This window comes from Sinomonas flava (assembly GCF_039531875.1).
In the GTDB taxonomy this organism is placed as follows: Bacteria; Actinomycetota; Actinomycetes; order Actinomycetales; family Micrococcaceae; genus Sinomonas; species Sinomonas flava.
On sequence record NZ_BAAAQW010000014.1, the window covers coordinates 121,308 to 142,529 of the forward strand.

18 protein-coding genes are annotated in these 21,222 nt (G+C 70.0%); 9 read left to right on the forward strand and 9 right to left on the reverse strand.

Annotated features, from left to right (window positions below; genetic code table 11):
• The first annotated feature begins 262 nt into the window (after positions 1 to 262).
• A complete protein-coding gene (locus ABD298_RS18070; RefSeq protein ID WP_344301219.1) occupies positions 263 to 1,216 on the forward strand; it encodes a LysR family transcriptional regulator in 954 nt (317 codons plus the stop codon).
• A 207-nt stretch (positions 1,217 to 1,423) separates the two neighbouring features.
• On the opposite strand, the gene ABD298_RS18075 is transcribed toward ABD298_RS18070, so the two are convergent.
• A complete protein-coding gene (locus ABD298_RS18075) occupies positions 1,424 to 2,758 on the reverse strand; it encodes an MFS transporter (RefSeq protein WP_344301220.1) in 1,335 nt (444 codons plus the stop codon).
• A gap of 44 nt (positions 2,759 to 2,802) precedes the next feature.
• The gene (gene pdxA, locus ABD298_RS18080; RefSeq protein WP_344301222.1) at positions 2,803 to 5,067 is read right to left on the reverse strand and encodes a 4-hydroxythreonine-4-phosphate dehydrogenase PdxA; all 2,265 of its coding nucleotides are present in this window, start codon (positions 5,065 to 5,067) and stop codon (positions 2,803 to 2,805) included.
• Positions 5,068 to 5,290: 223 nt separating this feature from the next.
• On the opposite strand from pdxA, the gene ABD298_RS18085 reads away from it, so the two are divergent.
• From ABD298_RS18085 to ABD298_RS18115, 7 genes are all read left to right on the forward strand, one after another.
• Entirely contained in the window at positions 5,291 to 6,274 is a 984-nt protein-coding gene (locus ABD298_RS18085) for an aldo/keto reductase (protein WP_344301223.1), read from the forward strand.
• A 34-nt stretch (positions 6,275 to 6,308) separates the two neighbouring features.
• On the forward strand, positions 6,309 to 7,103 hold the full coding sequence (locus ABD298_RS18090; protein WP_344301224.1) for an HpcH/HpaI aldolase family protein: 795 nt from the start codon (positions 6,309 to 6,311) through the stop codon (positions 7,101 to 7,103).
• 7 nt (positions 7,104 to 7,110) lie between these two features.
• The gene (locus ABD298_RS18095; RefSeq protein ID WP_344301226.1) at positions 7,111 to 8,364 is read left to right on the forward strand and encodes a sialidase family protein; all 1,254 of its coding nucleotides are present in this window, start codon (positions 7,111 to 7,113) and stop codon (positions 8,362 to 8,364) included.
• Positions 8,357 to 9,037, forward strand: a complete 681-nt coding sequence (locus ABD298_RS18100; protein ID WP_344301227.1) for an SDR family NAD(P)-dependent oxidoreductase — start codon at positions 8,357 to 8,359, stop codon at positions 9,035 to 9,037. Before ABD298_RS18095 ends, ABD298_RS18100 begins: the two co-directional genes overlap by 8 nt.
• Positions 9,038 to 9,135: 98 nt before the next feature.
• Complete coding sequence (locus ABD298_RS18105; protein ID WP_344301229.1) at positions 9,136 to 9,939, forward strand: DeoR/GlpR family DNA-binding transcription regulator; 804 nt, start codon at positions 9,136 to 9,138, stop codon at positions 9,937 to 9,939.
• A gap of 86 nt (positions 9,940 to 10,025) precedes the next feature.
• On the forward strand, positions 10,026 to 11,699 hold the full coding sequence (locus ABD298_RS18110) for a helix-turn-helix transcriptional regulator (protein WP_344301230.1): 1,674 nt from the start codon (positions 10,026 to 10,028) through the stop codon (positions 11,697 to 11,699).
• Between the two features lie 65 nt (positions 11,700 to 11,764).
• On the forward strand, positions 11,765 to 12,145 hold the full coding sequence (locus ABD298_RS18115) for a cupin domain-containing protein (RefSeq protein ID WP_344301232.1): 381 nt from the start codon (positions 11,765 to 11,767) through the stop codon (positions 12,143 to 12,145).
• 67 nt (positions 12,146 to 12,212) lie between these two features.
• Here ABD298_RS18115 and ABD298_RS18120 read toward each other — a convergent pair whose 3' ends face one another.
• The 7 genes from ABD298_RS18120 to ABD298_RS18150 form a co-directional block, all read right to left on the reverse strand.
• Positions 12,213 to 12,641, reverse strand: a complete 429-nt coding sequence (locus tag ABD298_RS18120) for a rhodanese-like domain-containing protein (protein ID WP_344301233.1) — start codon at positions 12,639 to 12,641, stop codon at positions 12,213 to 12,215.
• Between the two features lie 2 nt (positions 12,642 to 12,643).
• Positions 12,644 to 13,276, reverse strand: coding sequence for a bifunctional 4-hydroxy-2-oxoglutarate aldolase/2-dehydro-3-deoxy-phosphogluconate aldolase (locus ABD298_RS18125; protein ID WP_344301234.1), 633 nt, complete (start codon positions 13,274 to 13,276; stop codon positions 12,644 to 12,646).
• Positions 13,277 to 13,293: 17 nt separating this feature from the next.
• Positions 13,294 to 14,238, reverse strand: coding sequence for a sugar kinase (locus ABD298_RS18130; RefSeq protein WP_344301235.1), 945 nt, complete (start codon positions 14,236 to 14,238; stop codon positions 13,294 to 13,296).
• A gap of 7 nt (positions 14,239 to 14,245) precedes the next feature.
• Entirely contained in the window at positions 14,246 to 15,826 is a 1,581-nt protein-coding gene (locus ABD298_RS18135; RefSeq protein ID WP_344301236.1) for an N-acyl-D-amino-acid deacylase family protein, read from the reverse strand.
• A gap of 24 nt (positions 15,827 to 15,850) precedes the next feature.
• Entirely contained in the window at positions 15,851 to 17,161 is a 1,311-nt protein-coding gene (locus ABD298_RS18140; RefSeq protein ID WP_344301237.1) for a type III PLP-dependent enzyme domain-containing protein, read from the reverse strand.
• Between the two features lie 26 nt (positions 17,162 to 17,187).
• Positions 17,188 to 17,580, reverse strand: coding sequence for a RidA family protein (locus ABD298_RS18145; RefSeq protein ID WP_344301239.1), 393 nt, complete (start codon positions 17,578 to 17,580; stop codon positions 17,188 to 17,190).
• Between the two features lie 72 nt (positions 17,581 to 17,652).
• On the reverse strand, positions 17,653 to 18,996 hold the full coding sequence (locus ABD298_RS18150; RefSeq protein WP_344301240.1) for an MFS transporter: 1,344 nt from the start codon (positions 18,994 to 18,996) through the stop codon (positions 17,653 to 17,655).
• A gap of 149 nt (positions 18,997 to 19,145) precedes the next feature.
• Between ABD298_RS18150 and ABD298_RS18155 the strand changes: the two genes are divergently transcribed.
• Positions 19,146 to 19,886: a helix-turn-helix transcriptional regulator gene (locus tag ABD298_RS18155; RefSeq protein ID WP_344301241.1), complete on the forward strand. Its 741-nt coding sequence runs from the start codon at positions 19,146 to 19,148 to the stop codon at positions 19,884 to 19,886.
• Positions 19,887 to 21,222: the final 1,336 nt, after the last annotated feature.

Below are 21,222 nucleotides of genomic sequence, written 5' to 3' on the forward strand. Positions count from 1 at the left end.
CATCGAGCGTATGCGGCGTGCATTACACCCTCAACGGGCTCACATCGATGGACCTATGGAACTTATCTATGGCCTAAACACCGGGGCGCGTTTCAGGGGAAGGGCAAGTCCCGCAGCGCCTAGAAGGAAATGCGGAAGTATGGGTGAAGGGCTGGGACCTGCTCGACCGGGAGCTCGGCGGTGAGTCCACCAGCTACGGGAAAGGGGTCCGGTTTCTGAGACGGCGCGAGCTGACGGCAGCGATCGGACGCAGGTCCACAGCATGGGCACGTCGATTTCACTGTTTTATGGTTTCCCAATGGGATCCCCCGACCTTCTGGCGCTCGACCTCTTCCGGCTGCGGGTCTTCGTCACCGTGGTCGAACGCAACGGCTATTCGGCCGCTGCCCGTCACCTCCACCTAGCGCAGCCCACCGTTTCGCACCACGTGGCGGAACTCGAAAAGGCACTCGGCTCGGACCTTCTCCGCTACGAACAGCGTGCGATACACCTCACGCCCGCTGGCCACGAGGTGTACAACTCGGCCTTGCTCATGCTCCGTGAACAGGAGTCACTGCAGGAATCGCTCAAGGACCTGAAGCATGGCCGGCGTGGCAGGGTCCGGCTCGGAGCCAGCATCGCCTTCGAGCAGCGTTACTTCCTGGACCAAGTGATAGCCCCGTTCTGCCGGAGCCATCAAGGGACATTGCTCTCCCTGCGCTTCGGCCACAGCGGCCAGTACGCCCAGGCAGTCTTGGACAGGGAAGTGGACCTTGCGTATGTGATCAAGTGGCAACTGCCCCCCGAGGCGTCCTTCGAAGCGCTGCACAAGGCACCCATGAGATTCCTGGCGCCACGTTCCCATCCCCTGGCCCTGAAGGAGAGTGTTCAGCTGGAGGAGATCGCGGAGGCTGGCCTTATTGCCAGCCCTCTCACGAGCCTCGAGTCGGTGTACTACCGGCAGATCCTCCGGGAAAGCGGGATCACCGGGGACCACTCCGTGATCGAGGTGGACGGGATGCAGGCCCGGGTGTTGGCGGCCGAAGCCGGCCTAGGCGTGGTCGCTACGTTTATCCCCAACTACGCCCGCGGTACGGTCATGGCCCCGCTCGTCGAGCTCGCGGTCAACGGCCCGACGGCCCAGGTCCAGATCGGCTTGGTTCGCCGTGCCGGGGACGAGGGGCCGGAAAGCGTCGACGCGTTGGCGGATTGGCTGCGCCAAGTGACTTCAGCCTGAGGTCCGACGGGCCGCCGTCAGCGCGAAAGACACCCCTTCTCCGAGTCCCGGCGGCTGCCCATCTCGGAGGAGCGGGCGATCAGGCCGACTGCAGTTGTCTGCCACGCTCCTGACCCGGGCCCCGCGCCAGCGGCCGCTGGCGTGGGCACCCGGGTCGGGAGGGTCGTCCTGGCGCGGCTGGCGGCTGGTGCCAGCGGCCGCTGAATCCTACGCGGTGGCGTGGCGCGCGTGCTCGTCCTCCTGGACCTCGGCCCTCGCGCGCTTGCTGGGGCCGATCCAGACGGCCACGATCGTGATGATCGCCTGGCTGATCATGTAGAGGGCCACGGGCCAGTATGAGTTGGTCGCGGCCAGCAGGAGGGTGGCGAGGACGGGCCCGATGCCGCCGGAGATCGCGCTGCCGACTTCGCGGGAGGAGGCGAGGCCGGTGAAGCGGATGCGGGCGGGGAAGAGGTTGGCCAGGTAGGCGCCCTGGGTGGCGGACATGCCGCGTACGGCGATGGCGTAGATGATGACGATCGCGATGATGACGATTGGGGTCGACTTGGTGTCGATCATCCAGAACATCGGGAAGATGAAGGCCGCGACAGCGATGGCCGACCCGATGTAGACCCGTGCGATGCCGAGTCGGTCGCCGAGCCATCCGAAGAGCGGATAGGTGAAGAGGCTCACGAGCGAGGCGAAGAAGAGGCCGTTGAGCCCGACGCTCTTGTCGAGGTGGAGGAAAGTGGCCGCGTAGGCCAGGACGAAGGTCTTGACGAGGTTGGTGGTGGCGTTCTCGGCGAAGCAGGCGAACATGGCCACGAACCAGTTGCGCGTGTGGGAGGCGAAGACCTCCCTGACGGGGCTCTTGGGCTTCTCCTTGGTCCGGGTGACGGCCAGGAACTCGGGGGACTCCATGACGCGCATCCGGATGAAGAGGCCGACCACGATGCCAATCGCGCTGGCGAGGAAGGGGAGCCGCCACCCGTAGGCCATGAACTCGTCCTTGGGCATGAAGTCCAGGAGGGAGTAGAAGGAGGTGCCGAGCATGATGCCCAGGGCCAGGCCCGCGCCGGGGAGGCTGGTGAGGAGTCCTTGGCGCTTCTTGCTGGCGTGCTCGGAGACCATGACCTGGGCCCCGCCGAACTCGGCGCCCGCGCCGATTCCCTGCAGGATGCGCAGGAGGAGCATCAGGATCGGGGCCCAGATGCCGACCTGGTCGTAGGTGGGGAGCAAGCCGATGAGGACGGTGGAGGCGCCCATGAGGACAAGGGTCGCGGCGAGGACGTTCTTGCGCCCGATCCGGTCGCCGAGGGCGCCGAAGACGAAGCCTCCGAGGGGGCGGAAGAAGTAGCCGATCGCCGTCGTGGTCAGCGCGGCGGCGGTGCCGATGAGCGGGTCGAACTTGGGAAAGAAGAGGGTGTTGAACACGAGGGCGGACGCGGTGCCGAACAGGACGAAGTCGTACCACTCGATGGTGGTGCCGATGACGCCGGCGATGATGGCCCGGCGGACCCAGCGGGTCCGCTGCTCGGGGGTGGGGGTCATGACGTTGGACATTGCTGTTCCTTCTACTGCGTTGTAGGGGAGCTGGCGCGGGGGGTCTACGGCTGGAGGGACGGGCGGGGCGACATCTCTGCCGCCTGGCGGAGGGCTTCGATCATGCTGCGGACGTCGGCAATCCCCTTGCCCGCGATGTCGAATGCCGTGCCGTGGTCGACCGAGGTGCGGATGACCGGGAGGCCGACGGTGATGTTGACGCCGGCCTCGATGCCCAGGACCTTGACGGGGCCGTGGCCCTGGTCGTGGTACATGGCGACGATGAGGTCGTAGTCGCCGCGGCCGGCGAGGAAGAAGGCCGTGTCCGCCGGGAGCGGGCCGCGGGCGTCGATTCCGTCGGCCTGGAGCTTCTCGATGGCGGGGGTGATCTTCTCCTCTTCCTCGCCGTAGCCGAAGAGGCCGTTCTCCCCCGCATGCGGGTTGATGGCGCAGACGCCGATTTTGGGATGCGCGACGCCGGCGCGCTTCATCGCCTCGTCGCCGCGGCGGACGGTGCGTTCGACGAGTCCGGGCTCGATCTTGCGGATCGCGTCGAGGAGGCCGATGTGGGTGGTGACGTGGATGACCTTGACCTTGGGGGTCGAGAGCATCATGGACACCTCGTCGACGCCCATGAAGTGGGCGAGCAGTTCGGTGTGGCCGGGGTAGATGTGCCCGGCCTTGTGCAGCGCGGCCTTGTTGAGGGGAGCGGTGCAGATTCCCTGGACCTTGCCCGCCATCGCGAGCTCGCACGCGATCCTGACGTAGTGGTAGGCGGCGTTGCCGGCCTCCGCGGATTCCTCGCCCCAGGGCAGGTCCTCGGGCAGGAGCTCCGGGTCGATGACGTTGACCCGCCCGGGGGTGAACTCGGCGTCCTCGACCCCTTGGACCGTGACGATCTCGGCCGGGACACCGAGCGCCTCGGCACCGAGGCGCAGACGGTGGGCGTCCCCGACCACCACGGGGCGGCTGTCGGCGTAGGCGCCGGGGTGGACGAGGGCGCCGACGGTGACTTCAGGCCCGATTCCGGCGCCGTCGCCCATGGTGACGGCGATGAAGGGCCTGTCATCGTATGCGGGGGTCATATGGATCTCCGTTGTTTCTCTGGGATGGTTCGAGGACTGGATGGCGCGGTACAGCTGGGCCAGGACCTCCGGATCGCCGAAGCTGCCGGGCTTGGTGGCAACGAGCCGGCCATCGTCGGCTCTGCTGACCACGGCGCCGTGCTGGACCGCGGTGAGCGGGACGAGTGAGGCGATGCCGAGGGCATCGAGGACCTCCCGGGCGGTCTCCCCGCCGGTGAGGATGAGGTCCGTCCGGAGGCCCTGCTGGGCCTCCTGGGCAAGCCGGGCAAGCTGGGCGACGATGACTGCCGAGCGGGCCGGATCCACCGGACCCTCGGGGACAGCCATGGCGACGGACCGGCCCTCCGAGAGCGCAACGCGGACGCCCGCCGCCTCTCCCCCGTGCGGGGGGAGGCGCACGACGTCGACGCCCTCCGCGGCGAGGCGCTCCACCTGCCGCCGGGCGGCGGGGGAGGCGGAGCCGACGACGGCGAGCACGGCGCCGCGGCGGCCTGCGGCTGGCATCGCCGCAGCGGGGGTGTGCGCGGTGCGCGCAGCTTCCCTGGCCAGGCGCTGGGCGAGCACGCCCGCGAGCTGTCCCGTGCCGGCGAGCGCAAGGGGACGCCGGCCTGACGAGAACCCCAGCGAGGCGACGGCCTCGACGACGGCCGCGAGGTCCGCCTCCGTCTCGCCGTCGACGACCAGGATGGCAGGCTCGGCGCTGCCGCAGACCGACTGGATCCGCTCGGCGAGGCCCGAGGACCGCACCGCCTCGAGGCCCACATTCAGGACGTTGCTTCCGGTGGTGAAGAGCTCCCCCAGGTTCCCTGGGGCAGGGCGCGGTTCGGCGCCCCAGAGCCCGGCCTCGCGGAGGGGCACGCCGGCCACGAGGGGCTCGGCCCCCACGACGGTCCTGTGCATCGCAGGGAGGGCACCGGCAAGCACGACGTCGTACCCGAGCTCGGCCAGGGCCGACAGCTCCGGGCCCACGTTGCCCCGCCAGAGCGAATCGGTCTTCTTGAAGACGACCGCCCCGGTCCCGAGACCCGCGGCGGCGGTCTTGACCGCCGCGCCGGCCGCCGCAGGCGAGGCACTGCGCGTGTGCGTGTCCAGGACGACGACCTCGGAATCGTCGGAGGCCGCATCGCCCAGGTGCGCCCCCGCCGTCGTGAGCGCGATCCGCGCAGTGAAGCCGTGGGCCGTGAACTGCTGGCCGACCTCGGCGGCACCCGAGAAGTCGTCCGCCTGAACGAGGATCCTGGCCATGTCCCTCCTCCTTTCCGATTCGGTGTGAGAGCTGTGTCACCAGCAAGCATGACATAGCTGCGCGAAACGCGCTAGTCCTATTGCTCAATTCGCGCAGCAGTGGGATAGTTGATCCCACAGAAGGCAGATCGTCGGGCAAGGACTACGGCGCGACAGTGCGCATTTCGCGCAGAACGCGCAATTTCCCGCGCGGCAGATCCCACCCTCCATCGACAGGACGACTATGAGTAACCACCCCGCCGCCGCTCCCCCGCAGGAGCTTCCGCTCTCGAAGCTGGTCCTCGGCACCATGACCTTCGGCGACACCGCGGACGAGGCCACGGCGCGCGTGATCTTCGACGAGGCGCTCGATGCCGGCATCACGGCGGTCGACACCGCCAACGGCTACGCGGGCGGACGGACGGAGGAGATCCTGTCCCGCCTGCTCAAGGGCCGCAGGGACGAGGTCCTCCTCGCCACGAAGGCCGGCATGCCGCACCCCGACCACGGGGACCACTCGCCGCTCTCGGCGCGGGGCCTGCGGCTCTCGCTCGAAGGCAGCCTCAGGCGCCTCGAGGTCGAGAGCGTCGACCTCTTCTACCTCCACCAGCCGGATCGTGCGGTGCCGATCGAGGAGACGCTCGGCGCCGTCGCCGAACTGGCCGCGGAGGGCAAGATCAAGGCTCTGGGTGTCTCCAACTTCGCCGCCTGGCAGATCGCCGACCTCATCCACGTCGCCGACAAGGTCGGCTCTCCCCGTCCGGTCGTGGCGCAGCAGCTCTGCAACCTGCTCGCGCGCCGGGTCGAGGAGGAGTACCTCGAGTTCGCCGCGTCCCACGCAGTGCACACCATGGTCTACAACCCGCTCGGCGGAGGCCTGCTCACAGGCAGGCACCGCTTCGAGGCGAAGCCGACGGAGGGCCGCTTCGGCGACTCGCGGCTCGCCGCGATGTACACGCAGCGGTACTGGGACCCGCGGCTCTTCGAGGCCGTGCAGGCGCTGAGCGGTATCGCCGACGGGGCGGGCGTGTCGCTCGTCGAGCTGTCGCTGCGGTGGCTGGCCCACCGCGACGGCGTCGGCTCGGTGCTCCTCGGCGGCTCGAAGGCCGAGCAGCTGCGCGCGAACATCGCCGCTGTCGCCAAGGGCCCCCTGCCGGCCGACGTGGTGGAGGCGTGCGATAGCGTCGGCGCCATGCTGCGGGGCCCGATGCCCGCCTACAACCGCTGAGCCGAGCAGACGAGAAACCGAAAGCAGGAGAACAATGACGTCTTCACCTCAGGCACTCGAGTTCGCGCGGAAGATCCGCGCCCGGGAACGCGCCGTCGGCTACTGGGCCGTGCTCGACGCGCCGGTGGCCACCGAGCGGATCGCGCGCCTCGGCTACGACTACGTCGCGCTCGACGCCCAGCACGGCCTCCTCGGCTACTCGGGGGTGCTCCACGGGCTGATGGCCATCGACGCCTCCCAGCGCGCAGTCGGCCTGGTCAGGGTCGACGGGAACAGCCCGACGTCGATCGGGAAAGCCCTCGACGCCGGCGCCGTCGGCGTCATCGTGCCCCTCATCGACAGCGCCGAGGACGCCGCCGCCGCGGTCGCCGCTGCCAAGTACCCGCCCTTGGGACGCCGCTCCTACGGGCCCATGCGCTCCGCGCTCCGGATCGGACCCGTCCCGGCCGAGGCCGACGCCATGACGCTGGTCTTCGCCATGATCGAGACCCCCGAGGGCCTGGCAAACGTCAAGGAGATCTGCGCGACCCCGGGCCTCGACGGAATCTACGTGGGCCCCTCCGACCTCACGCTCGCCGTCGGCGGGGCCTTCCCCGGCGACCCCGCCGTCCAGCCCGAGTTCGACCACGCCCTCGCCACCGTCGCGGACGCCGCGGCGGCCGCCGGCATCGCCGCCGGCATCCACACCGCCGCCGGGGCGATCGCGGCACAGCGGCTCCAGCAGGGGTACACCTTCGCCACCGTCGCCTCCGACCTGACCCACCTCGAGCTGGCCGCCAGGGCCCACCTCGACGCAGCCACTTCCGACGCAGCCACTCCCCAGGACTGAGACCGCCATGACCAGCAACACCATCGACAGCGCCTACAGTGCCATCACCCGCGACGGCGTCCTCCGCCGCGCCGACGGGGCGACCTTCGCCTACCTGCCCGCAGCCACCGTGCAGTCCCACGCCGCGAACCTCCAGACCCTCCCCGACGGGCGCCTGGGCTGCGTGTGGTTCGGCGGCACCCAGGAGGGCATCGGCGACATCTCGGTCTGGTTCTCCGCCCTCGAACCGAGCGGCGACCACTGGTCCGAGCCCGAGCAGCTCTCCGATGACAGCACGCGCTCCGAGCAGAACCCGATCCTCTTCGCCCCCGGCGGGGACGAGGTCTGGCTCCTGTACACGGCACAGAGGGCAGGCAACCAGGACACCGCCGAAGTCCGCCGGCGGATCTCGCGCGACAGCGGCACGACGTGGGGCCCGGTGGAGACCCTGTTCCACGCCACCGAGGCCGGCGGCGTCTTCGTGCGGCATCAGCCCCTCATCCTCCCCTCGGGCCGCTGGCTGATCCCGATCTTCCGCTGCCTCACCACCCCTGGCGAGAAGTGGGTCGGCAACAACGACGACAGCGCCGTGATGGTCTCCGACGACGGCGGCCGCACCTGGCGCGAGCAGCTCGTCCCCGGCAGCCTCGGCTGCGTCCACATGGACATCCAGCCCCTCCCCGATGGATCGCTCCTGGCCCTCTACCGCAGCCGCTGGGCCGACTCCATCTACGAGTCGCGCTCCACCGACGACGGCGCCACCTGGAGCGAGCCCGTCCCGACCGAGCTGCCGAACAACAACTCCTCCATCCAGTTCACCGCCCTCGCCGACGGGCGGCTCGCCCTGGTCTACAACCACCGCCGCGCGGAGGAGACGACGGAGCGGCGCCTCTCGCTCTACGACGAGATCGACGACGACGGGCTGATCGATGATGGCGCAGCAGCTTCGGCCGCCCCCGCTGTCGAGCCCTCGCCCGCCACGGCCGGCCGGGGCGCCTTCTGGGGGACCCCGCGCGCACCCATGACCCTCGCGATCTCGGAGGACGGGGGCCGCAGCTGGCCGATCCGGCGGAACCTCGAGGTCGGGGACGGCTACTGCCTGTCCAACAACTCCCGCGACGGGCTGAACCGCGAGTTCTCCTACCCCTCCATCCACCAGGGGCCGGACGGTGGGCTCAACATCGCCTACACCTACTTCCGCCAGGCCATCAAGTACGTCAAGGTCAGCCCGGAATGGGCCTACGCCGGCACGACCACCCCGGGCGGGGACGCCGATGCCTGAGGTGGGGCACGCCGTCGTCACCGGCTGCAGCTCCGGCATCGGCCGGGCGATCGCCGCACGCCTCCTGGCGGAGGGGTGGCGCGTCACGGGGCTGAGCCGCAGGGAGACCGACCTCGGCGACGGTTTCAGCTGGCGGCAGGCCGACCTCGCCGATTCGCGCTCACTCACCGAAGCGGTAGAGGGCCTGCCCGCGGCCGACGCCGTCGTCCACGCGGCAGGGCTCCAGCGCACCGGGCGCCTCGGCAGCCTGGACGCGTCCGCCCTGCAGGAGATGTTCGCCGTGCACGTCGCGGCGGCGAGCACCCTCGCCGACGCCCTCGTCCCCTCGATGCCGGACGGCGGCCGGATCGTGCTCCTCGGCAGCAGGACCGCGGCCGGCGCCGCCGGCAAGAGCCACTACGCCGCGACCAAGGCAGCGCTCCTGGGGCTGGCCAGGTCATGGGCCAAGGAACTCGCACCCCGCCGCATCACCGTCAACGTCGTCTCGCCCGGCCCCACCGACACCCCGATGCTCTCCGACCCGGCGCGCGCGGACGTGCCCCCGGTGTCGACCCCGCTCGGGCACCTCGTCGGCCCGGACGACGTGGCCGCACTCGTCGGCCTTCTCGTCGGTCCCCACGGGGCTTCGATCACGGGTCAGGACTACGTCATCTGCGCGGGAGCGTCGCTATAGCACGCGCTCCGCGGCCCCGCCGCGCCACTCGCTACGATGAGGGAAGGCGCCCGCTCACCGTTGAACAGATGCGCCCACGTGAGCCGAAGGGGATCCGGATGACGACGGCAAAGGCCCGGCGGGAAGAGATCTACCGCCTCGCCACCACGGCCGGGCTGACCTCTGTCGAGGAGCTCTCGCAGCGCTTCAACGTCACGGCCTCCACCATCCGCAGGGACCTCGCGCTCCTGAACGACGAGGGCAAGCTGGCCAGGACCTACGGCGGCGCGCTCGCGATCGGCGCGCACCCCGAAGCGTCCCTGCGGCAGCGGATCGGCGAGGCGTTCGAGGAGAAGCAGGCCATCGCGCAGTGGGCCGCGGGGCAGGTCCAGGCCGGCGAGTCGATCCTGCTCGACGGCGGGTCGACCGTCGGCGCCCTTGCCCACGCCCTGCGGGACCGCAGTGGCCTTACCGTCACCACTCCTGCCGTGAACACGGTCCAGGAACTCGCCGACTCCCCCGGCATCCACGTCGACTGCCTCGGGGGGCGGCTGCGCAGCGTCAGCCAGACCTTCGTTGGTCCGCTCGCCGAGGCGGCCCTCGAGCGCATGACCTTCGACAGGGTCTTCCTGGGTGCCGACGCCGTCACCGCCGACGACGGGATCTGCGAAGCCGACCAGGCCCAGACCCGGCTCAAGGAACTCATGGCCCGCCGGGGCGCCGCCGTCTACGTCCTCGCCGACTCCAGCAAGCTCGGCCAGCGCCCCTTCCACGCCTGGGTGCGCCTGCCGCTGCCCTGGACGCTGGTCACCGACGACGGCGCCGACCCCCACCAGATCACGCTCTTCCGGGAGGCGGGCATCGACGTGGAAGTAGTCAGCGGCCACAAGGTTCAGGAAGCCGAGCGCAGCCGGGCAAGCTGACTTCAAGCGTTCGACGGCGCCCGGCCACCACCGCGTGCCCCCTCGGCCGGTTGCCGGGCGCCCGCCTCGGGGTGAAAAATCACCCCATGGGCGCAGACCCAACCCGGCGCGAGGAGGCCTTGCGACAGGCCGCGCTGGGCCATCTGTCCGGCGCGATCGCCATGCTGCGCCCGCTGGCCGAGGCCTCGGGCGACCCGGAGGATCGTCTGCTGATCGGCAGACTGGCCCTGGTCCTGACGGACGACCGCGAGACCCGAGACCAGCTCGAGCGGGCCTACCGTGAGTTCCGCGAACGGGGCCTGCCGCGTCGCGCGGCTCTGGCGGCGACGTGGCTCGCCGTGCACCTCGACCTGCTCGACGAGCGCATCGCGGCCCGTGCCTGGTTGGACCGGGCGAGGCGCCTGCTCGAGCCGGAGGGGCCCTGCGTCGAGCAGGGCTACGTGCTGGTCGGGCTCTTCGGCATCGCCGTGGCGAGTGCCGACGCACTTCAGGAGAACGCGCGGGCCGCGCTCGCCGTCGCCCGCGAGTTCCGCGATCCGAACCTCGAGTGCAAGGCGCTGGCGGACTGGGGTTTGGCGCTCGTTTCGCGGGGGCAGATCGCCGAGGGGATGGCCCACCTCGACGAGGCTCTGGCCATGATCACCGCAGGTGAGACCCGCGATCCTGCCGTGATCAGCCAGGCGGTCTGCGGGATGATCAACGCCTGCGACCGGTCGGGGGACCTGGCCCGGGCGGAGACGTGGCTCCGGTTCGTCGAGGAGCGCACGCCTGCCGAGGGCCAGGGGCCGTCGATCCACACCTTCGCGCAGTGCTGGCGCGCCCTCGGTTCGGTGCTCTCGGAGGCCGGCCAGTGGACCGAGGCCGAGACCCTGCTGCGCCTGGCGCTGGCCCGCGGGGACCGGTCGTACCATTTCGCGAGACTCGCCACGCGGGCCGCCTTCGCGGAGCTGCGGATCCGCCAGGGCCGGTTCGAGGAGGCCGCGCGGCTCATCGACGATGCCAGCGACCGGGTCGAGGTCCTCGGCCCGCGGGCGCGCCTCCATCTCGCCCAGGGGCGCAGCGACCTTGCCGCCGCCGTCGCCCGGCAGGCGCTCCGCCAGCTCGACGGCGATCGCCTGCGCGCCGCACCGCTGCTCCTCGTCCTCGTCGACGCCGAGCTCGCCTCCGGGAACGTCGAGGCGGCGGGCGAGGCGGCCGAGGAGCTCGCCCGGATGGCCGAGCTCACGGCTGTGTCGACCGTCGCCGCCCAAGCAGCCCTCGCCGTCGGGCGTACCGCGGCCGCGCGTGGCGACCCGGACGAGGCGGCAGAGCGATTCGCGGCAGGCCTGGCCGTGATGCACGACGGCGCCGCCCTCCTCCGCGCGGCGCTCCACCTCGCGCTCGCCCGCGCCCAGGCTGGGAGCAGGCCCGCCGACGCCACGGTGAACGCGCAGACGGCGTTCGCGGTCTACGAGCGGCTCGGGGCCCCCGAGGCCGCCTCAGCGTCGGAGCTGCTGCGCGAGCTGGGCCGGCCGGCGTCGCCCGCCCCGCGACCATCAGCGCCGCTCGCCGCGCTGACCCACCGGGAGCGCGAGGTCCTGGACCTGCTCCCCCGGGGACTGACGAACCCGGACATCGCCCAGCGCCTCCACATCACGCCGAGGACAGCCGAGCACCACGTGAGCAGCATCCTGTCGAAGCTGGGCCTGCGCAACCGGAGTGAGGCCGCAGCCTTCGCCGCGAGCTTCCGTCTCGCCGGTGAATCCCGCGCCGGAAGATAGGTCAGTTCCCCGATGCGGCGGCGCCTCACTGCGCACACAATGGGTGGCATCCCAAGGAGGACACCATGCCAGGAGCACGCAAAGACACCACGCCCATCACCCTCGAGAGCCCGGCCTATACCGGCCGCCTGGCCAAGCTGGGCGAGTATACGGTCGCCTTCGAGAGCATCACCCGGGACGGCGACTCCTCGCCGTTCTTCAAGGGCCTGCCGGACGACCGCTGCCCCTGCCCCCACTGGGGGGTGGTGCTGGAAGGCCGCCTGACGTTCCACTATGCCGACCACGACGAAACCTTCGAGGCAGGGGACGCCTACTACGCGCCGCCCGGTCACCTCCCGGAGTGCCCGGCGGGCACCGAGCTCATCACCTTCAGCCCCACCGACCAGATCGAAGAGGTCAACGCGATGCTCGCCGCCAACAGCGCCCGGGTGGCGGCGGAACGCTGACTCGAAGCGAGGTGCACGGCCGTGAGGACACGACGGCGGGAACGCACCCGCCGTCGTGCGCCGCGACCTAGTCGGCGGACAGCTGATGGGTCTCCACGTGCGTGACGAGCGGGTCGGGCGCCCTGTGCGTGACCTGACTCCCCCGCCCCACCGCGAGCCCGTTCCGCACCCAGTACTCGTACCCGCCGATCATATCGCGGACGTCGAAGCCCTCGAGCAGCAGCCGTTGCGCGGTGTGGGCGGCACCGTTGCACCCCGGCCCCCACCCGTAGACGATGAGGATCCGGTCACCGGGCAGCCACCCCAACGGGGCATCCAGTGCGTCCTTGGGCAGGTGGAGGGCTCCGGCAACGTGGCCCTGATCCCACGACGACTGCCGCCGGGTGTCGACGACGACGGCCGTGCCGTCGGCCTGTGCCTCGGCGGCCGCGACAACGTCGATCTCGTACGCCAGCTTGGCTTCGAGGAACGCCAGAACGTCGGCCCGCGAGACCACGGCTACCGCCCTGCCGAGACAGACGGGTCGACCGGGCCGAGCAAGGCCGCGAGCGCGGGCAGCTGGGACGGATCCTCGAGGGCGGATCCGACGGCGACCACGCGTGCGCCCGCGCGAAGGAAGTCACCGGCATTCGAAGCACTCATACCGCCCGTCGTGACGAAATTTGCCTGCGGGAAGGGGCCCTTCATGGCCTTGATCCACTCGGTGCCGAGCACCGACGCCGGGAAGGCCTTGAGCCAGGTCAGCCCCTCCTTGAGTGCAAGCTGCACCTCGCTGGGGGTCGAGACGCCCGGGAGCGCGGGCAGTCCGGCGTCGGAGGAGGCCCGCACCACCTCGAGGTCGAACCCGGGGCTCACCGTGAACGCAGCGCCCGCGTCGGCGGCCTGCTGCACGTGCTCGACCGACACCACCGTGCCGGCCCCGACGATCTTTCCTCGCTCGCGCCCGGCGGCCGCGACGACGCGGAGGGCCTCGACGTCGTCGGGCGTCTGGATGGGAAGCTCGACGACGTCGATGCCCAGGTTCCACGCCGTCGTGGAGACCGCGAGGCTCCTCTCGGCCCCCATGCCGCGGAGGATCGCCATGAGCGGCGCCGCGCCGAAGATCTGGTTGAACTGCGAATTGTCGACCATGGGTTGAGTCGGTCCTTTCAATCAGTGAGCTGCGTGAGCAGCACGGACGGCGCGGACGGGGCGCCTGCCACATCGGCAACGAAGTCGCTCGTCGACAGCAGCACGGGCCGCGCGCGTTCATGTCCGGCGCGGAGCCGATCCCTCGCGGCCTCGCCCCGGAGCCGGGCCGCGAGGTAGCCCGCGGCGAACGCGTCGCCCGCCCCGACCGGCTCCACGACCTCGGTGGGGATGGCCGGCTCGAACACGCTCACCTCCGCGGTGTACTCGGTCGCGCCGACATCCCCATCCTTGACCACGAGCGTCCCGGGGCCCGGCAGCAGCTCCCGCACCTCGTCGGGCGTCGCGCAGCCCCACAGCGACTGCGCCTCGTCGAGCCCCACGAAGACGAGGTCCGCCCGGTTCGCGAGCTCCCGCAGCACGGGTGCGGCGTCGCCGTCGTGCCACAGCGAGGGCCGGTAGTTGACGTCGAAGCTCAGGAGGGCGGCGCTCGCCGCGACGCGGTCGACGACGGCGTCCACCAGCGCGGCGCACGTCGCCGACAGCGCCGGAGTGATCCCGGAGAGGTGCACGATCTCGGCGTCCTCGAGGGGCACGCCCGCGACGGTGGCCGGGTCCATGCGGGACGCTGCCGAGCCGCGGCGGTAGTACAGGACGCCCTGCCCGGGGTCCTTGAAGTAGACCCCCGTGGGAGCGGCGGGGTCGAACGCGACCCAACGCGTGTCGACGCCGCGCCCGCGCACCGATGCCAGGATCCGGCGGCCGAGGACGTCGTCGCCCAGCGCGCTCACCCACGCGGCGGCAATGCCCAAGTCCGCCACATGGCAGGCGACGTTCGACTCGGCACCGCCCGGGGGGAGTCGCACGTCCTCGGCGGTTGCGAGGGACTCGGCGCCTGCGGAGGTGACCATCATGATCGTCTCGCCGATCGTGATGAGGTGCGGCGCGTTCTCAGGTGTTGTCATGGATTCCCTATCGTCCGGTCTGATCACGTCTGATGCCCAGCCCGGGGGCACGGCCTGGCGCGCTGTCAACGAGCGAGCCCGCGGCGAGCACCGGCTGGCCGGCCACGATGACGTCATCGATGCCGGCGGCCTCGCCCAGGGGCTGCTCGTAGGTCGCGGTGTCCGTCACGGTCTGGGGGTCGACGACGATGAGGTCGGCGACCCAGCCGGAGGCCACCCGCCCTCGGCGGCCCAGCGCGAACCGCTCGGCCGGAAGGGCCGAAAGATGGCCCACCGCCTCCGGCCAGGACCACGTCCGCGTCTCGCGCACGTACTCGCGGAGGTAGCGGGCAAACGTCCCGCGCGCCCGCGGGTGCGGGTGGGCTCCCACGAAGATGCCGTCCGAGCCGCCGATGTGGCCCGGGCTGGAGAAGATGCTGGCCAGCTCGGAGACAGGGCGCTCGTGCCGCACCGCCATGACCTGGTTGACCTCCAGGCGGGACGCTGCCAGCACGTCCAGGGCGAGATCGATCGCGTCGGTGCCGTGTCGCGCGGCCGCTGCCTCGAGCGTCAGCCCGTGCGCCCACGCGCACTCCGGGGCCGCGATGTGGGCCAGGGTGATCATCGAGGGCCACTCCGGCCCGAGGCTCGCGTTGCGCTCCACGCGGGGGAACCAGTCGCGGCGCAGGCGCGCACGCTCGGCCGGGTCGGCGAGGAGGCGGACGACGTCGTCCACCGGCAGCAGGGACAGGTCCGGCGGAAGGAGCGGCATGCCCAGGAGGCTGCAGCCGCGCGTGTAGGGGTACGCGTCGAAGGTCGCATCGACCCCCGCGCGGCTGAGCACCGCGAGCTGTCCATGCAGGATCTCCGCCGGCGCGTGGAAGTGCGAGATGTGGACGCGCGCGCCGGAGGCCGCGGCGATGCCCGCGATCTCGTCGATGCCCGCCGCGGAGTTCGCCTCGTACCCGCCGCGCATGTGGGTGACGTAGACGCCGCCGGCCTCGGCGACGGGCACGCACAGCGAGGAGATCTCGCTCGCGTCGGCGAAGATGCCCGGCACGTAGTCGAGGCCCGTGGACAGGCCGACCGCGCCCGCCCGCATGCCCTCGTCGACGAGCGCGGCCATCGCCTTGCGCTGGGCCTCGTCGGCCGCGGCGGTCGACCGTCCGCACACCTCCCAGCGCACCGTCCCGGCGGGGACGAGGTATGCGGCGTTCAGCCGCGACGTCCCGTCCGCCGCCGCCAGGTACTCGGCCACCCCGCCGCCCGCGTAGCGCGGGCGCGGGCCGTTGATGGCGGCGAAGTACTCGCTCGCGTAGGCCCCGCTGCCCGGCGCGTAGGAGACGCCGTCCTGCCCCGCGATCACCGTGGTGACGCCCTGCTTGAGCAGGGCCCGCTGCACGTCCTCGTCGGCGAGCAGGCCGTCGGCGTGGGAGTGCGCGTCGATGAACCCGGGCAGGACGTAGCGGCCGCCGCACTCGATGACCTGATCGTCCGGACGTGGGGCGATGTCGCCGATCTCGGTGATGGTGTCGCCCTCGACGGCGACGTCGGCCTTCCGCATCCCGTCGCCGTCGACGACGGTCCCGCCGCGAAGAACCAGCCGCATCCTGTTGCTCATTTCGTTAGTCGGTCAGAAGAAGGTCTGGACGAGGTCGACCACGCGGTCGGAGTCCTGCGAGGCCACCACGGGCAGGTACCGCCACTTGTCGAAGGTCGTGCACGGGTGCGAGAGGCCCAGCGCGACGATGGAGCCGAGCGCCACGTCCTGCCCGTCCAGCCCGAGGTAGCTGTGCTGGTCGTTCATGGCCAGGATCGAGGCGTCCGTGAGAGGCGCCCACTCGCTGTCCAGGTCGGATGCGACCTGGCGGGGAATCGGCAGCCCCTCGTCGAACGGGAAGTCCCGCTTCCCGCCGTCGAGCAGCGCCAGGCCCCGTTCGGGATGGGACACCACGCGGGCGACGCCGCGCATCGCCGAGCGCAGTCGGCCCACCGTTGCGGGGTCAGCGGCTCGGGCGCTCCCCTCGTCGAAGGGCGAGATCTGGCGGTAGAACCCGTCGTCGTGTGTGATGTACGCGCCGCTGCGCAGCGTCCACAGGGTGCGCGCGTCGCCCGTGTCCGAATCGGCAGCCATCGCGCCCGCGAAGACGTCCGCCACGACGTCGGGGTACGCGCTCCCGCCCGCCGTCACATAGATGTCGCCGTCGTCGTACAGCTCGCCCAGATCGCGGTGGAGCTCGACCTGCCGCTCGACGTAGGCGCGGACGGCGGCCAGGGAGGCGTCCGACCGGTCGTGCGCGAGGGAGCCCTCGTAGCCGGCGACCCCCGCGAGGCGGAGGACGTCGGACGCGGCAGCCCGCCGCGCGACGTCGTGCGCCTCGGCGAGGGTCCGCGCCCCGGTGCGCCCGCCGGGAGCGCCCAGCTCGACGCAGACGTCGACCGGGCGCGGCGTGCCAGCGCCTCGGAGGCCGCGCTCCATGGCCTCGATCGTCGCGACCGAGTCGGCCCAGCAGACGAAGCGGAGCGCCGGGTCGGCGAGCTCGGCGCCGAGCCACCGCAGCGACCTCTCATCCACCACGGAGTTGGCGAGCATGATCGAGTCCAGGCCGAAAGCGCGCGCCGTGCGGACCTGCCCCATGGTGGCGAGCGTGATGCCGAGGCTGCCGGCGTCGAGCTGCCGCTGCCAGAGCGCCGGGGCCATGGTGGTCTTGCCGTGCGGCATCAGCTCGAGCCCGCGGGAGGCGCACCACTGGGCCATCACGTCCACGTTGTTCGTGATGAGCTCGTCGTCGAGCGCGACGATCGGCGTCCAGAACTCGGAGAGCCGGGGCTCGCTGGCGAGGAACTCGGCCACGGTCATGCCGACGGCCCGTGCGGGGATCCCCTTGTCGCGCGCCGTGAGCCGGCTCTCCCCCAGCTCACCCAGCCGCAGTGTGCCTGCCATTGGTGCCCTCCGTGGATCGCCGGGTGTCAGCGGGCGTCGGGGAGAGCCGCGACGACGTCGATCTCCACGAGGATGTTCGCCAGCTGCGACCCGACGGTGGTGCGCACGGGGTAGGGCTCGGTGAAGAACTCCTTGTAGGCCTCGTTGAATTCGGCGAAGTCGGCGAGGTCGGCGAGGTGGACGGTGGTCTTGACGCAGTCGTCCAGGGTGAGCTCGCGTTCGGCGAGGACGGCCTGGATGTTGCGCAGCACCTGTCGGGTCTGCTCGCCCACGGAGTCGGCGACGGCTCCGGTGGCGGGATCCTGCGGCCCGAAGCCTGCGGTGTAGACGAATCCGTTCGCCTCGATGGCCTGGCTGTAGGGGCCGGCGGGCTGCGGGGCGTTGGTGGTGTGGAAGGCAGTTTTGGTGGTGACGTTCATGGGTTTCTTTTCCTGTCTGTATGAGGGCTGGGGGGACGACGGCGCGCGAGGTTCCCGCGCGCCGTCGTGCGCTCAGTTGGCGTTCAGCTCGTGCAGCCGGCCAGCGTTCTCGACGTCGGGGCGGAACGAGGCGTAAGCGGTGGCGATGACACCGATGAGGGCGATCACCGCGACGTAGACGACCACAGGCCAGACGCTGTGGAAGGCCGCGGAGAGCGCGGTGGCGATGAGCGGGGCGAACCCGCCGCCGATGGTGTTTGAGATCTGGTAGCCGATGTTGACGCCGGTGGTGCGCGCCTCGACGTCGAACATCTCGACCAGCATCGTCTGGAGGGTGCCCTGCATGGCCACGCCCGGGATGACGAAGCCGACGACCATGCCCAGCCAGATCAGCACAGCGGTCTCGGTGCTGAAGAGCGCGAAGGTCGGGTAGATCAGCAGGGCGAAGGCGATGCAGGCCCCGATGTAGACCTTGCGACGCCCGATCCGGTCCGAGAGGCTCCCCCACATCGGCGCGACGAAGATCTGCAGGACACCCACGATCATCGTCCCGATGAACCCGACCTGCGCCTGGGTGCCCTTCGACACCATGTAGGCGAGGCCGAAGGTCAGCACGACGTAGCCCGCGATGCTCTGCGGCAGGCCGATGAGGATGCCGAGGATGGCGTTCTTGGGGTGGCGGAAGACTTCGCGGAGCGGGGACTTGCGGGCGGTCGGGGCGGCGTCGCGGTTCGCGGCGAGTTCCTTGAACTCGTCGGACTCGTCCAGCTTGGAGCGGAGCACGATCGCGACGATCGCGAGGACCAGTGCGATGAGGAACGGGATGCGCCAGCCCCACTCCATGAAGAACGACTTGGGCCCTGCCCCGAAGGCCGCCATGAGGCCGGCCGAGGCGACGTTGGCGATGCCGGCGCCGCTGATCAGCAGCGCGCCGTACAGGCCGCGCTTGCCGGCCGGGGCGTGCTCGACGACGAGCGCGGCCGCGCCGCCCATCTCGCCGCCCACGAAGAGGCCCTGCAGCATCCGGAAGAAGAGCAGGAGGATCGGTGCGGCGATCCCGATGGTGCCGGCCGACGGGATCAGGCCGATCGCCGCCGTCGAGATTCCCATGCCGATGACCGTGATCATCAGGGTCGTCTTGCGGCCCATGCGGTCGCCGATGTGGCCGAAGACCAGGCCGCCGATCGGGCGGAGCAGGAAGCCGACGGCGAAGCTCGCGAACGAGGAGAGCGTTCCGACGACGGGGTCGTCGCCCGGGAAGAAGACCGCGGGGAACACTGTGGCGGAGGCCAGCCCATAGAGGTAGTAGTCGAAGTACTCCATGAGCGTGCCGATGGCCCCGCCCGCGACCGTGCGACGTCGCTTCGCGGAGATCGATCGCCACCCAGATTGCTGAACTTGGTGTGTCTGTGCCACAAGAGCCTCCTTGCCCCGATGCCTGCCAGATGTGGTGAGTGCGGGCTAGACGTTCCGCCCTTCCTTTTCGAAGCTAGCACCCTCTTGAACAGTCTGTCTACGGCTAATACAATTTGTCTATGCCGATCGTCGGCGCGTAGTACTGACCCATGAGCGAGGTAGACATGACCCTGACTTCGGCGCAGCCCGCGGCGGACCACCCGCTCGCCCACATGGGGACGTACGAGTCGGTGGCCGACATCCTGGCGGTGTTCCGCCCGGCCATGCACGCTATGGCGGCCGCGGTCGGGCCGGGCTGCGAGGTGGTGCTGCACGACCTCTCGGCGCCGGACGTGGACCTCGGGCACACGATCGCCGCGATCGAGAACGGGCACGTCACAGGACGCGAGGTGGGCGGCCCGTCATCGAGCCTCGGCGCGGGCGTGCTCCACAACCAGGGCGCGGACCACAACGCGTTCGGCTACCGGGGCTTCACGGCCGACGGCCGCGAGCTCCGCTGCTCCTCGGTGTACTTCCGCAACTCGGCCGGGCGCATCATCGCCGCGCTCTGCATCAACTTCGACATCAGCACCATCCAGCGCCTGCAGTCCCTGCTCCAGGGTCTCCTGCCGACGGCGGCGTCGGACTCCCCCGAGCAGCCGAACGAGTTCTTCGGTCGCGACCTCGTGGCGGTGATGGACGCGATGGTCACCGAGGCCATCCGCGAGGTCGGCAAGCCCGTGGACCAGATGAGCCGCGACGACCGCATCGCGATCCTGACGAAGCTCGACCAGCAGGGCGTGCTGCAGATGCGGAAGGGCATCGACCGCATTGCGGCGCGTCTGGGGATCTCGCGGGTGACGGCGTATTCGTACCTGGATGAGGCGCGGAACCACGGCGTGGGGAAGTGATGGTGCTCGGCATTTGCCAGCCACCCCGGCTGACTTGCCGAGCCGTTCGCCCTCGGACTGCTCGATGAATATGGTCTGGATTCCAGCGGCGCTCAACACGCCGGTCACGCGACCACACACACCACCGCATGACCGTCCTGCTCTCGGGCGAAGGCCGTTCGAAGAGTGCAGCCCCGACGACGGGCACCGCGCCCCATGCCGCTGCCATGTGAGGAACCTCCTGCGGGCCTGTTCCAAGGAAAGCCCTGTGTCCAAAGCCCACATCCTCGAACCGGCCGTGAAGAACTTTACAGAGGGCGCCGCCATGAACATCAGCGACGGCTCCGCTAAGAGTTCAGAGGGCCAGTAGCCGGACCACCCGAAAGCGGATGGTCTGGAACTTCAGAGGGCGTGGTCGACGTCGAAGACATCCCAACTGGGGTAGATGTCACCTCTCTCACTGAGAGCTACACTTCCATGGCACAGTGCACCTCCTCATTCGTACAACTGAAGACACACGCTACGTTCGGTGGCAGTACGAGGATTTGCGGCCGACAGGATTGCAATGCTGCCCCCAGCGCTGCGATAGTGGTTCGGCGGACCAAAGGAGGTTCTGTATGCAGGTGCTCGATGAGGCTGATGAGCAGGCGGCCGCCCACAGAGCGTTCGCCCATGCCGCGAGCGATTATCAAAACTGCTATAGGAGGCCGCTCGTGGTGCGGAAGTCGCACCGGCTCACGGCAATGCGGGCCGCCTTCGAATGGGAGGTAATCGTCTCGGATCTCTCGTCTGTCACAATTGCACCGGTGAACGGTGACCCCGCTGACATAGATCGCCTCCGTATGGAACTTCTTCAGCGAAATCCACCGTCACATCTTAAGTGGTTGCTCGCTCGGGTCGGAAGGACTGGGCGTAAGTACGCGATCAATAATATCTCAGATTTCGTACACGAGTGGACGACTTCTCGTCTCGCGACCATCGATGGGCTGATGGGCACCGGAGGTCATTGGCGCAGCTGTGGTCCAGAATGCAGGCGAGCCAGAATCGACTCCAACGAGGCTTTGGCAACCCTTCGCTTGTCAATCATGGCCGGACATTCAGGTGACGAATTACTGCAACTCCTCGCTGGAATGCTCCTTGCGTCATGACAGAAAACAAGAAAAGGAAAGCTCAATCTGTCCTGAGTGAGGACCCCTCACCATACGACCCTTGGATAAGATCCCCATATCGGCGAGCAATTTACATCCTATTCTTCGTTTCCCTCGGCCTGTTTGTTGCGGCTCTCTTATACTTCTCAACACCCATTTCTGGTCGTGATGATTCGATGTTCTGCTCGACAACCACGCACTCGGAATTC